This is a genomic window from Gemmatimonadaceae bacterium, assembly GCA_035533755.1.
Lineage (GTDB): Bacteria > Gemmatimonadota > Gemmatimonadetes > Gemmatimonadales > Gemmatimonadaceae > JAGWRI01.
In genome coordinates this window covers 73,815-86,063 of record DATLTC010000060.1, presented here as the reverse complement: position 1 = coordinate 86,063, position 12,249 = coordinate 73,815, and the positions used below count along the sequence as shown (strand labels likewise).

Here is a 12,249-nt window from a genome sequence, read left to right as displayed (position 1 = left end):
CTTCAATTTCTCAACTCACCGACCATGCGGCGGCGTCACGCCGCGGGCCGGAGTCCGGATGAAATTTCTCTAGTCGTGAGGTTGGACCACCGGATCAGCGCGCCGGCGGCGGCGTGATGGCATAGTCCTTGGGCGGCGTCACGCCGAGCAGGTTCTGTACGAAGTAGTCCCACGTGCGCCGGATCAGATACGGCTCCTGCGTGATCTCGTGATTCCGGTCGGGGTAGATGAGCAGGTCGAACGACTTGTTGGCCTTGATCAACGCATCCACCATCTGGATGGTGTTCGCCGGATGCACGTTGTCGTCCATGTCGCCATGGATGAGGAACAGCTTGCCCTTGAGGTGCGACACATAGGTCTTGTTGGCGGCGCTCGCGTAGTTGTCGGTGCCGCGCGCCGCGTCGCGGGTGAGCAGCCCCTGATAGCGCTCGGCCCACCCGTAGTAATAGCTGCGGTTGTCGTGATTGCCCGAGCTCGACACCGCCACCTTGTAGAAGTCGGGGTAGCTGAGCATCGCGTCGGTGGACGCGAATCCGCCGCCCGAGTGCCCGTAGATCCCCACCCGGTCGAGATCGAGAAAGCCGTAGCGCGCCGCGAGCTGCTTGATCGCGGTCACGTGATCCGGGATCCCGTTGTCGTGCATGTTGCCGTACCAGGCGTCGTGGAATGCCTTCGACCGCAGATTCGTCCCCATCGCATCCACTTCCACCACGACGAACCCCAGTTGGGCCAACGCTTCCACCTGGCCCATCGTCGAATACTCGAGCGCCGGCGAGCTGGTGGGGTAGAAGCTCTTGGGCGCGGCGATGATCTGCGGACCGGGATAGATGTGGTCGATCACCGGGTACTTGCGGGTCGAATCGAAGTGCGCGGGCAGGAACATCACGCCGTAGAGATCCGTCACCCCGTCGCGCGCCTTCACGCGGAACGGCACCGGATATCGCCACCCGCTGGCGAGGAGCGCGCTGACGTCCGCCTTCTCCAGCGTCTGCACCACGTGGCCGTCGGGCGTACGCACCACCGTCACCGGCGGCGACTGCACGGTGGAGTAGGTATCGATGATGTACTGGCCCGACGGCGTCATGCGGATCGTGTGCTCCGCCGCCTCGGGCGTGAGCAGTTCGAGGCCCGTGCCGTCGAGGTGCGCGCGGTAGAGCCGCGCATAGTAGGGATCGCCCGCCTCGCGGCCCCGGGCCGTGAAGTACACCCAGCGCCCCACCGGATCCACGTGCACCAGATCGCCCACCGTCCACGGGCCCTTGGTGATCTGATCGACGAGCGCGCCGGCGTGGCTGAACAGGTACAGGTGGCCCCAGCCGTCGCGCTCCGAGAACCAGACGACGTCGGCGCCGTCGGCCACCGGCTGCCAGTCGGGCGCGCCGCCGGATTCGAGATTCAACTCGACGAAGGTGCGGCTCGAGTCGGCCACGATCGTGGCCGCGCGCCCCGTGGCCGCGTCGGCCTCCATGAGCTGCACGTGCTTCGGGCCGCGGTCGCCGTAGGTGAAGTACAGGTGCTGCGACCGGTCGCCCCACTTCACGCTGCTCCACGAGGAATCCTGCATCCCCGTGAGTCCGTTGTCCTGCGCGTTCTGCGGCGGCGCGTCCACGCGGACGTTGGTGCGGGCCGCGACGTCCAGGATGTGGATGTCGAACCGCGGGATGATCGAGTCGCCGGGCAGCGCGTAGGGATAGGTGTACAGCTTGGGCCGCTGCGACGTCATCGAGATGAGCGGCATCGTGAGCACGTGCCGCTCGTCGAACTGCGGCACGGCGATCTTCCGGGAGTCCGGCGACCACTGCAGCGTGGGTCGCACCGGCGTCGGATGGATGACCTGCGTGGGCCGGCGCGCGTCCTGGCCGTAGCCGTCCAGCGGCGCGCCGTCGGTGGTCAGCGCCGTCGAATCGACGCTGCCCACGGCGCGCACGTACACGTTGTGGCCGCTCACGAACGCGTCCCACTTGCCGTCGGGCGAGCGCACGTACGGCACCGGGCTCGGGAGCGTGTCGCCCATCGTGCAGGCGTATCGCGCGATGTCGCACACGAACCGCCTGGCGTGAGCATTGAACGCGATGTGCTGCTCGTCGCGCCCGTCATCGCCGAACCGGAACGTGGTGAACGGCAGCTGCGTGGGGTCGTAGCTCGTGTCGGCCGCGAGCGACAGCGCCGCGGCGAGCTTCGCGTTGTCGAACAACGGCGCGCGCTGCACGCGCGCCGGATCGTCGACGATGAACTCGGCGCCCCGCGGCGTCGTGACGCGATACCAGAACCGCGTGCCGCCCGGCATCCAATGGGGGGCGATGTAGTCGCCGTACACCAGACGCAACTCGTTCCAGGTGAGCGACTGCTCGGCGCGATGGTAGTCCACCTGCGCGTGCGCGGCAGCCAGCGGCGCCAACGCGGCGGCAAGCGACACCACGACCAACGGCTTCACGCGCACAAACGCATTGGGGGCAAAGCCGGTGAACACGGTCGAGATTCTCCAAGGCGGGGATTGGATAAACTATTCTTTTCCAATCCGGGCCAACCGGCAAGGGGCCCCCGCGCCTACCTCCCCCCCTTTAACGCGAAGAAATGCGCCGTTACACTGTGGGAAAACGTTAAGACAAAGAATTCACAAAGATGCCGGCCCCTCGGCGGCCCCCAGTCCTGGCTGCCGGCCTCGCCGCGATCCGCCCGTTCGGCTGGCGACCACGCGCGCGCCGTGATAGCATCACCCCCTCGCCATGCGCCATCCTCTCCTCGCAGCCGCCGGCCTGATCTTCGCGGCCGGCTCGGCGGCCGCCCAACATCCCGCCCCCGCCGCCCGGCCCCTCTACCGGGACCCCCGGGCGCCGATCAGCGCGCGCGTCCACGACCTCATGGGCCGGATGACCCTCGAGGACAAGTTCTGGCAGCTGTTCATGATCCCGGGCGATCGCGACAACCCGGCGGATGACTACTCGCACGGCATCTTCGGCCTCCAGATCTCCGAATCGCCCCACGGCGATAGCGTGCCGCTCGCCGACGCCGCCCGCCGGCACGCCGAGCGCATCAACGCCATCCAGCGGTTCTTCACCGACAGTACGAAACTCGGCATCCCGATCATCCCGTTCGACGAGGCGGTGCACGGGCTCGTGCGCGAGGGGGCCACCGTCTTCCCACAGGCCATCGCCCTCGCGGCCACCTTCGACACCACGCTCATGGACAGCGTGGCCACCGCCATCGCCCACGAGACGCGCAGCCGCGGCGTGCGGCAGGTGCTGTCGCCCGTGCTCAACATCGCCAGCGACGTGCGCTGGGGACGCGTGGAGGAGACCTACGGCGAGGACCCGTATCTCGCCTCCGTCATGGGGCGCCACTTCATCGCGCCGTTCGAGCAGTTGGGCGTGGTCACCACCCCCAAGCACTTCATCGCCAACGTCGGTGAAGGCGGACGCGACAGCTATCCCATCGACTGGGACGAGCGCACGCTCGCCGAGTACTTCTTCCCGCCGTTCAAGGCCGCCATCCAGCAGGCCCACGCGCGTTCGGTGATGAGCGCCTACAACTCGGTGGACGGCCGGCCGGCCACGCAGAACCGCGCCCTGCTCACCGACAAGCTCGTCCGCGATTGGGGATTCACCGGCTTCGTGATCTCCGATGCCGCCGCCACGGGGGGAGCGACGGTGCTGCACCACACTGAGGCGAGCACGGCCACCGCCACCCGCGACGCCTTCGATGCCGGGCTCGACGTGGTATTCCAATCGTCATATCCCCAATACCGTCCATATCTGGCCGCGTTCGCGCGCGGCCTCGTGCCCGGCCCGGTGATCGATTCCGCCGTGGCGCGCGTGCTCCGCGTCAAGTTCGCGCTCGGTCTGTTCGACCACCCGTTCGTGGACCCCGACAGCGCCGCCTATTGGAACGGCAGTCCGGCCCACGTCGCGCTGGCGCGCCAGGCGGCCCGCGAGTCGATCGTTCTATTGAAGAACGATCATGGGGTGCTCCCGCTGGCGCCGTCCGTGCGGTCGGTGGCGGTGATCGGCGTGGACGCCGCCGAGGCGCGGCTGGGCGACTACAGCGGGCCCGGCCTGCGCAGCGTGTCCATCCTCGACGGCATTCGGCAGCGGCTGGGCGCGCCCTCCGCCGTGCGCTACGCCCCGGGGCCGGGCCGCGCCGCCGTGGAGCACGTGGCGGTGCCGGCGGCGGACCTCTCGTCGGTGGACAGCGGCCGCGCGGTGCCCGGGCTCCACGGCGAGTACTTCGCCAACAACCGGCTGGCCGGCCCGCCGGTGTTCGTGCGCACCGATCCGCAGGTGGACTTTCGCTGGACGCTCAACTCGCCGGGACCGGGCCTCCCCTTCGACTGGTACTCCGCGCGCTGGACGGGCACGCTCACCGTCCCCGCGTCGGGCCTGCACCGCATCGGCGTCGAGGGCAACGACGGCTACCGGCTGTACCTCGACGGCCGGCTGGTGATCGACGACTGGACCAAGCGGTCGTACGGCACGCGGATGGCCGACGTCACGCTCGCGCCGGGCAGCGCGCACGCCATTCGCCTGGAGTATTTCGAGAGCACCGGCAACGCGCGGCTCAAATTGGTGTGGGACGCCGGGGTGGCCGACGACTGGCGCGCCCGGATCGACAGCGCCGTGGCCGCCGCCCGCGCCAGCGACGTCGCCATCGTGGTGGCCGGCATCGACGAGGGCGAGTTCGCCGACCGCGCGCTGCTGGGACTGCCGGGCCATCAGGAGGCGCTGATCGACGCCGTGGCGGCCACGGGCAAGCCGACGATCGTCGTGCTCATCGGCGGCAGCGCGATCACGATGTCGTCATGGCTCGATCGCGTGGACGGCGTGCTCGACGCCTGGTATCCGGGCGAGCAGGGCGGCCCCGCGGTGGCCGACGTGCTGTTCGGCGACGCCGACCCGGCGGGCCGGCTGCCGATCACCTTCCCGATGGCCGAGGGCCAACTCCCCCTGGTGTACGACCACAAGCCCACCGGCCGCGGCGACGATTACGTGGATCTCACGGGGCAGCCGCTGTTCCCGTTCGGCTTCGGCCTGAGCTACACGACATTCGAGTATTCCGATCTCGCGATCACGCCCGCCGCGATCGCCCGGGATGGAACGGCGACCGTGCGTTGCACGGTCCGGAACACGGGCTCACGGGCGGGCGAGGAGGTGGTGCAGCTCTACCTCCACGACATCCTCGCCTCGGTGGCGCGGCCGGTGATGCAGCTCGAGGGATTCCAGCGCGTCCATCTCGACCCCGGCCAGGCGCGCACCGTGACGTTCCCCCTGTCGTCGGCCGAGCTGCACATGCTCGACGGCAACCTGCACTGGGTGGTGGAGCCCGGTCAGATCCGCGTGATGGTGGGCGCCAGCTCCAAGGACATCCGCCTGCGGGGCACGCTCACGGTTCGCTGACGGCGAGCGATTCCAACTGCTCGCTGGCCGCGCTCCACCGTTCCAGCGCCGCGTCCAACTCGCGCCGGCGCGCTTCGAGTTCGGCGCCCAGGCGCTTGGCCTCGCCCACGCCGTCGGGCCGCGTGTACAGCGCGGGATCGTCCAGGGCCGAGGTGAGCGCCGCCACGGCGGACTCGAGCCGGGCCACCACCGCTTCCGCGCCCTGCATCTCGCGCTCGGCGGCCCGCAGCGCCGAGCGGGGGGTGGCGCGCGCGCGGACTTCCTGATCGCGCCGGGCGGTGGACGCCACGCGCTTGCGCTCGTGGACGCGGCGCAGCGCCTCCTCCTCGGAGGCCCGCACCGACGCCGCGTGCGCGCGTTCGGCGCTCACCACTTCCCAGTCGGCGAATCCGTCGTTGAACTCCGTGATGTGCCGGTCGTGCAGCACCCACACCTTGGTCGTGAGCGCGCGGAGCAGCTCGCGGTCGTGGCTCACCAGGATCACGGTGCCGTCGTAGGCATCGATGGCGTCTTCGAGCGCCTCGATGGACTCCACGTCGAGGTGGTTGGTGGGCTCGTCGAGCACCAGCAGGTTGGCGCGCGACAGCATCAGCATGGCCAGCGCCACGCGCGCCCGCTCGCCGCCGGACAGGGTCTCCACCCGCCGCTGAACCTCGTCGCCTGAGAAGCCGAACCGACCCAGATGCCCCTGGATGAACCGGCGTTCCCACATCGGCCGCAGCTGCTCGATCGCGCCGTAGATCGTTTCGTCGAGCGGCACCTGCGACAGGTCCTGGCGGTAGTAGCCGGCGTCGATCGACGCGCCCAACCGCAGTTCGCCGCCGGCCAGCGGGTGCTCGCCGAACAGCGCCCGGATCAGCGTGGATTTGCCGGCGCCATTGGGCCCCACGAGGCCGAGCACGTCGCCGCGCATCAGCGTGCCGTTGAAGTGGTCCACGAGCACGCGGTCGCCCACCTTCACCGTCGCGTTCGTCGCCGCCACCACGCGGTCGCCGCCGCGCTGGTAGACGTCGAACCGCAGGGCCATCGCGTCGTCGCCCCCGATGGGCGCGCTGAGTCGTGGCATCCGCTCCAGACGCTTGCGACGCCCCTTGGCCTGGCGGCTGTTCTGGCCGGCGAGGTTGCGCGCGATGTAGTCGCTCTCCTGCGCCACCACCCGCTGCTGCTGGTCGAACGCCCGTTGCTGCGTGAGCCGGCGCTCGGTGCGCTGCGCGACGAATGCCTGATACCCGCCCGTGTACGGCGTGGCGCCACCGCCCTCGAAGTGCAGGATGTGGTCCACGGTGCCGGCCAGGAACGCGCGGTCGTGGCTCACCAGCAAGACCGTCTTGTCGATCTCCTTGAGGTACTGCTCCAGCCACTGCGTGGTTTCGAGGTCCAGATGGTTGGTGGGTTCGTCGAGGAGCAGCACCTCGGCGGTGCTCATGAGCTGGCGGGCCAGCCCCAGGCGGCCGCGCTCGCCGCCGCTCAGCACGCCCACGGGCGTGGTGCGCGCCGCGGCCGGATCGAAGCCCAGTCCGTGGAGCACGGCGTCGATGCGCGAGGTGACCTCGTAGCCGCCCTCGTGCTCGAACCGTTCGAGGTCGCGGCCGTAGCGATCGAGCGCCGCCGGCGACGAATCGTGGGCGAGGGCCGCGGCCTGTTCCACCAGCGACTGCTCCAGGGTGAGCAGCGCCCGCAGCTCGCCGGCCGCGGCCTCCCACACCATGGTGGCGTCGCCGAAGTCGCGGTGCTGCTCCAGCAGCGAGACGCGCGTGCCCGGCTGCCGGGCGATCGATCCGCGCGTGGGCTGCATCTCGCCGGTGAGCAGCCGGAAGAGCGTGGTCTTGCCGGTGCCGTTGCGGCCCACGATGCCCCACCGATCCCGCGCGCCGACCGTGAACGTGACGTCGGAGAACAGCGTCGACGCGCCGAAATCGACGCCGACGCCGGAAAATGAGATGAGTGTCATCGCGGTGAGCGCGGCAGGACGGCGGCGGCCTACTCCTGCGCCGTGTCCGGCTCGCCGTCCACGGGCTCGGCGCCCGGTTCGTTGCGCTTCTCGTCGGCGAGCTCGCGCCGGAGGCGCTGCTTCTCTTCCTTCTTCTGCTTGCGCGCCATCTCCTTCATGCGCTTCTCGAATCCATAATTCGGTTTCTTGGCCATATGGATGCACCCGGGTGAGTCGTACCGGCCAGGGTAGACGATGGGGATGGAGGCTCGGAATCCGCGTCGTGCGGCATCCGAAAGATAAGGTGTTCGGCGCTCCCGGGCCCGTTCGGGGGCCGGCCCCGTCCGCGCTGCCGCCGTTCCCGTCCCGGCGCGGCCTGGCTCAGGGCGTCTCGAGCCGCCGCGCGCCGGTCCGGCAGAGGGTCCGCACCGGACACTCGCCGCAGCGCATCACGCGCGCCGTGCACACCAGGGCGCCGAGTTCCATCAGCGCCTGGTTGTGCACCCAGGTGGCTTTGCCCGTCCTCGGCAGCACGCGTTCGGCGATCGCCCACAACCTGGTGAGATCGCGCCCACGTTTGGGATCGAGCGTGGGCGCGAAGGCGCGCGTGAGCACGCGGGCCACGTTGGTGTCCACCGCGGCGGCGCGCCGCTCGTAGGCAAAACTCGCCACGGCGCCGGCCGTGTACGCGCCCACGCCGGGCAGCGCGCGCAGCTCGTGCGGGTGCTCGGGCAACACGCCGTCGGTGCCGTCCTTGGAGATGTGCTTGGCCAGTGCGTGCAGATTCCGCGCCCGCGCGTAGTAGCCCAGTCCGTCCCAGGCCTCGCGCACCCGTTTGGGGGTGGCGTTGGCCAGATGGTGCACGGTGGGGAAGCGGGACAGGAACCGCGGGTAGAACTCGAGCACGCGCGACACCTGCGTCTGCTGCAGCATCAGCTCCGACACCAGCACGTGATATGGATCGCGGGTGCGGCGCCACGGGAGGTCGCGGTGGTGGCGGCGGAACCAGGCCCGGAGCCGGCGCGAGAACTCCGCCGCCGTCGCCGCATCCACGCGCGGCGCCGGCGCGGCGCGGCCCCTCGGGCGGGCGGGGCGCGGAGCGGTGGCCTGGGATGGTCCGGCGGGACGCGGCCGGCGCGTCACCCTAGGACACTTTCCGGGTCTTCCGCTTGAGGAAGTCCATGAGGATGAACTGCCCCAACGTCATCGTCGTCGTGAAGTAGGCCTTGCCGCGGCTGATCTCCGACACGCGCTTCACGAACTCCACCAGCGCGCGATCGCGCGCCAGCATGAACGTGTTGATCATGATCCCGCTCTGCCGGCAGCGCGCCACTTCCTTGAGCGTCTCGGCGATCACCGTGAGGTCGAGCCCGAACGCGTTCTTGTAGATCTGCCCGTTGGGCATCGTGAGCGCGCTCGGCTTGCCGTCGGTGATCATGATGATCTGGCGCATGTCCTTCTTCTGCGCCATGAGCAGCCGGCGCGCCAGCTTGAGCCCCTCGGCGGTGTTCGTGTGATACGGGCCCACCTGCGCCGAGGCGAGGGCGCCGAGCGGGATCTCCTCGGCGGAGTCGTGGAAGAGCACGACCTTGAGCGTGTCGCCGGGAAATTGCGTGCGGATGAGATGCGTGAGCGCCAGCGCCACCTTCTTGGCCGGCGTGAACCGGTCCTCGCCGTACAGGATCATCGAGTGCGAGCAGTCGAGCATCAGCACGGTGGCGCACGACGAGCGGTACTCGGCCTGGCGCACCATCAGGTCGCCGTAGTCGAGATCGATCGGGACGTCGAGGGTGCCGTTGCGCACGAGCGCGTTCTTCAGCGTCTCGTTGACGTCGAGGTTCAGCACGTCGCCGAATTCGTACGGCTTGCTCCACCCGTCGGCTTCGATGCCCGTGGCCAGGTGCGGCGTCTCGTGGCTGCCGGCGCTGGACTTGCCGAGCGAACCGAGCAGGTTGCGCAGCGTCTTGTAGCCCAGGAAGTCGACGCCCTTCTCGGTGAGGTTGAACTGGACGTCGCGCGCCGCGGCCCGCGCGAGGCTGCCCGGTCCTTCCATGGGCTGATGGCCGCCCGGCATCTGCGGCGGGGCCTCGAGGTTGAGGAAGCCCTCGTCGATCAGGCGCTGCACGAGGTCGTCGAGGAGCTTGGCGAGCTTGGCCTGCCCCTCGTCGTCGCCCTCGCCGCGCAGCGCTTCGAGCATCTCGGGCGTGAACTGGCCGCTCTCGATGAGCGCGTCGATGATGGCCTGGCGCAGCGCGTCCAGCGAGCGGTCGTGCGCGTCGTTGAAATCGAAGTCGCCCTGCGCGGGCAGGTTGCCCCCGGCAAAGCCGGATTGCAGCAGGAAGTCCGCGAGCTTGTCCAGCAGCGACTGCAGGTCCACCTGGTCGGCGGCCTGCGGGCTGAACTTGGTGTACGTGTGAAAGCGCATCCGGCCCCCCTCCGTTCCGAAGAATACCCCGGGCCGGCGGTGTGTGCCAATCGCGCCCGGGATCGCGCTCGGGCGCGACGGGCCGGCGCAGAATCTCTGGTATATTGTTCGGATGCCGACGGCGAATCCATTCCGCACCCTCGTCAGACACCGCAACTTCCGGCTGTTCTGGTTCGGGCAGACGCTGTCGCTGATCGGCACGTGGATGCAGACGATGGCGATGGGCTGGCTCGCCCTCCAACTCACCAATAGCCCGTTCCTCGTCGGCCTCGTCGCCTCCGCCATCTCGTGGCCCGTGGTCGGGTTCTCGTTCTTCGCCGGGGTCCTCGTCGACCGGGGCGACAGGCTGCGCCTCGTGAAACTGGGCCAGGCCCTCCTGCTCGTGCAGGCGGCCGTCCTCTGGTGGATCGCCTGGTCGGGGAACGCCACCATCTGGTGGCTGGTCGTGCTCTCGTTCGCCAACGGCCTCATCAATACGCTGGAGATCCCGGCCCGTCAGTCGCTCATGGTCGAACTGGTCGGCCGCGAAGACCTCGGCGACGCGATCGCCCTCAACTCCAGCGGATTCAATCTGGCGCGCATCGTCGGGCCGGCCATCGGCGCCGTGGCCATCGCCCGGCTCGGCATGTCGTGGTGCTTCGGCCTCAACGCGCTGAGCTACGTGGCCGTCCTCATCGGGCTCTACATGATGCGCGTTCCCGAATGGCAGCCGACGGCGATCGCCCGTTCGTCGTGGGCCAGCGCCCTCGACGGCGTGCGCTACGTGCGCGACACCAAGGTCGTGGCCGCGATGATGAAGGTGGTGCTCGTGTACTCGGTGCTCGGCATCCCGTTCCTGACCCTGATGCCGGTCGTGGCGCGCGACCGCCTGCACATGGGCGCCGGCGGCTACGGCCTGCTGCTCGCGTGCGTGGGGGTGGGTGGGCTGGGCGGCGCGCTCTGGCTGGCCGCCGTCGGCGGCCAGCGGCCCCGCGGCCGGCTCTGGGAGCAGTCCACGCGCGCCTTCGCGCTCCTCCTGATCGTCTTCGGGCTCGTCCCCAACGCCATCCTCGCCTATTCGTCGCTGCTCGTCGTGGGCTTCGCAATGATCGTGAGCGGGGCGCTCGCCAACTCCATCCTGCAGACCATCGTGCCCGACGAGATGCGCGGCCGCCTCATGGCCGCCTACTCGTTCGTGGCGGTCGGCCTGTCGCAAGCGGTGGGCTCCCTCATCGGCGGGACCGTCGCCGAACACTTCGGCGACCAATGGGCCATCGCCGGCACCGCCGCGATCATCCTCGCGTATACTATGTGGGCGTTCCGGAAGAGTCCCGAACTGCGAGACCCGGAAGCCGACGTGAACGTTCACCCCATGGCCGCGGCGCGCGGGTAGTGGCCCGCCGTTCACCGATCCATGTATTCCACCTGCCTGTTCTGCAACTCCAGCCTCGGCGCCAACGAGGTGATCGAGCACTTCCCGATCGGCCGCCGCCTGGCGTTCGATCCGGTGAAGGGCCGGTTGTGGGCGGTGTGCCGCAAGTGCGAGCGGTGGAACCTGAGTCCGCTCGAGGAGCGCTGGGAAGCGATCGAGGAGTGCGAGCGCCTGTTCCGCGACACCAAGCTCCGCGTCTCCACCGACAACGTCGGGCTGGCCCGCGTGAGCGAAGGGCTGGAACTCGTGCGCATCGGCCAACCGCAGCGCCCGGAGATGGCCGCCTGGCGCTATGGCGACCAGTTCGGCCGGCGGCGTCGGCGCTACTACACCTACGCCGGCCTCGGCGTCACCGCGATCGCGGGCGTCTACGTGGTGGGGCCGGCGCTCGGGCTCTACGCCATCGGCGGCATGGGGTTTCTCGGCCAGACCCCACAACTGTTCGTGCAGGCGCACCGCCGTCTGTTCGGCCGCGTAAAGCTGCCCGTCCCGTGGATGGACAAGGCGATCGTGCTCCAGCCCGACCAGGTGGCCAAGGTCAATCTCGTGCCCGACGACAACGACCTCGGCTGGGCGCTCAGCGTACCCATCTCGTACAAGAAGATCGGCCTGCCCGACGCGCCCCGCCGCCTGGGCGACCCGCCGCTGCCGCGGGTAGTGTTCGATACCCCGCGCAAGTCGCGCGCCCTGTTCACCGGCGACGAGGCCATCCGCGTGGCCGGCAAGATCCTGCCCAAGATCAACGTCAGGGGCGCCGGCAAGGACGACGTGCAGCGCGCCGTGCGACTGATCGAGAACGACGCCGACCCGCGCCGGTTCTTCGCCGCGCAGACCCATCGCACCATCGCCGGCTCCGCCACGCTGGCCGCCAAGGGCCGCATGCTCAAGGACATCCCCAAACCCATCCGCCTGGCGCTCGAGATGACCGCGCACGAGGACGCGGAGCGGCGCGCCCTCGAAGGCGAGCTGGCAATGCTCGAAGCGGCGTGGAAGGAGGCCGAGGAGATTGCCGGCATCTCCGACAATCTGCTCCTGCCGGCCGAGGTGGAGGGCTGGCTGGCCCGGCTCAAGCGGAAGCTCTGAGCCGCGGGCG

Annotated in this window: 8 protein-coding genes; 3 read left to right on the top strand and 5 right to left on the bottom strand. The window is 69.6% G+C overall.

What is annotated here, in order from left to right:
- Positions 1 to 94: 94 nt before the first annotated feature.
- On the bottom strand, positions 95 to 2,470 hold the full coding sequence (locus tag VNE60_09250) for a DPP IV N-terminal domain-containing protein (protein ID HVB31695.1): 2,376 nt from the start codon (positions 2,468 to 2,470) through the stop codon (positions 95 to 97).
- A gap of 256 nt (positions 2,471 to 2,726) precedes the next feature.
- On the opposite strand from VNE60_09250, the gene VNE60_09245 reads away from it, so the two are divergent.
- A complete protein-coding gene (locus tag VNE60_09245; GenBank protein ID HVB31694.1) occupies positions 2,727 to 5,390 on the top strand; it encodes a glycoside hydrolase family 3 C-terminal domain-containing protein in 2,664 nt (887 codons plus the stop codon).
- On the opposite strand, the gene VNE60_09240 is transcribed toward VNE60_09245, so the two are convergent.
- From VNE60_09240 to VNE60_09225, 4 genes are all read right to left on the bottom strand, one after another.
- Positions 5,377 to 7,341 carry an ABC-F family ATP-binding cassette domain-containing protein gene (locus VNE60_09240; protein ID HVB31693.1) on the bottom strand — a complete coding sequence of 655 codons (1,965 nt, stop codon included), beginning with the start codon at positions 7,339 to 7,341 and terminating at the stop codon, positions 5,377 to 5,379. The genes VNE60_09245 and VNE60_09240 overlap by 14 nt on opposite strands.
- A gap of 29 nt (positions 7,342 to 7,370) precedes the next feature.
- Positions 7,371 to 7,535, bottom strand: coding sequence for a hypothetical protein (locus VNE60_09235; GenBank protein HVB31692.1), 165 nt, complete (start codon positions 7,533 to 7,535; stop codon positions 7,371 to 7,373).
- Positions 7,536 to 7,701: 166 nt separating this feature from the next.
- Positions 7,702 to 8,373: a hypothetical protein gene (locus VNE60_09230; protein ID HVB31691.1), complete on the bottom strand. Its 672-nt coding sequence runs from the start codon at positions 8,371 to 8,373 to the stop codon at positions 7,702 to 7,704.
- A gap of 91 nt (positions 8,374 to 8,464) precedes the next feature.
- Positions 8,465 to 9,745, bottom strand: coding sequence for a VWA domain-containing protein (locus VNE60_09225; protein HVB31690.1), 1,281 nt, complete (start codon positions 9,743 to 9,745; stop codon positions 8,465 to 8,467).
- 43 nt (positions 9,746 to 9,788) lie between these two features.
- On the opposite strand from VNE60_09225, the gene VNE60_09220 reads away from it, so the two are divergent.
- Together VNE60_09220 and VNE60_09215 are read left to right on the top strand one after the other, a co-directional pair.
- Positions 9,789 to 11,117, top strand: a complete 1,329-nt coding sequence (locus tag VNE60_09220; GenBank protein ID HVB31689.1) for an MFS transporter — start codon at positions 9,789 to 9,791, stop codon at positions 11,115 to 11,117.
- Positions 11,118 to 11,138: 21 nt separating this feature from the next.
- On the top strand, positions 11,139 to 12,239 hold the full coding sequence (locus VNE60_09215; GenBank protein HVB31688.1) for a hypothetical protein: 1,101 nt from the start codon (positions 11,139 to 11,141) through the stop codon (positions 12,237 to 12,239).
- The last annotated feature ends 10 nt before the right edge of the window (positions 12,240 to 12,249 follow it).

Bases quoted from the DNA above. Each gene is read 5' to 3' on its own strand.
- VNE60_09215 (HVB31688.1), top strand. From the start codon at position 11,139: ATGTATTCCACCTGCCTGTTCTGCAACTCCAGCCTCGGCGCCAACGAG.
- VNE60_09240 (HVB31693.1), bottom strand. From the start codon at position 7,341: ATGACACTCATCTCATTTTCCGGCGTCGGCGTCGATTTCGGCGCGTCG.
- VNE60_09235 (HVB31692.1), bottom strand. From the start codon at position 7,535: ATGGCCAAGAAACCGAATTATGGATTCGAGAAGCGCATGAAGGAGATG.
- VNE60_09245 (HVB31694.1), top strand. From the start codon at position 2,727: ATGCGCCATCCTCTCCTCGCAGCCGCCGGCCTGATCTTCGCGGCCGGC.
- VNE60_09225 (HVB31690.1), bottom strand. From the start codon at position 9,745: ATGCGCTTTCACACGTACACCAAGTTCAGCCCGCAGGCCGCCGACCAG.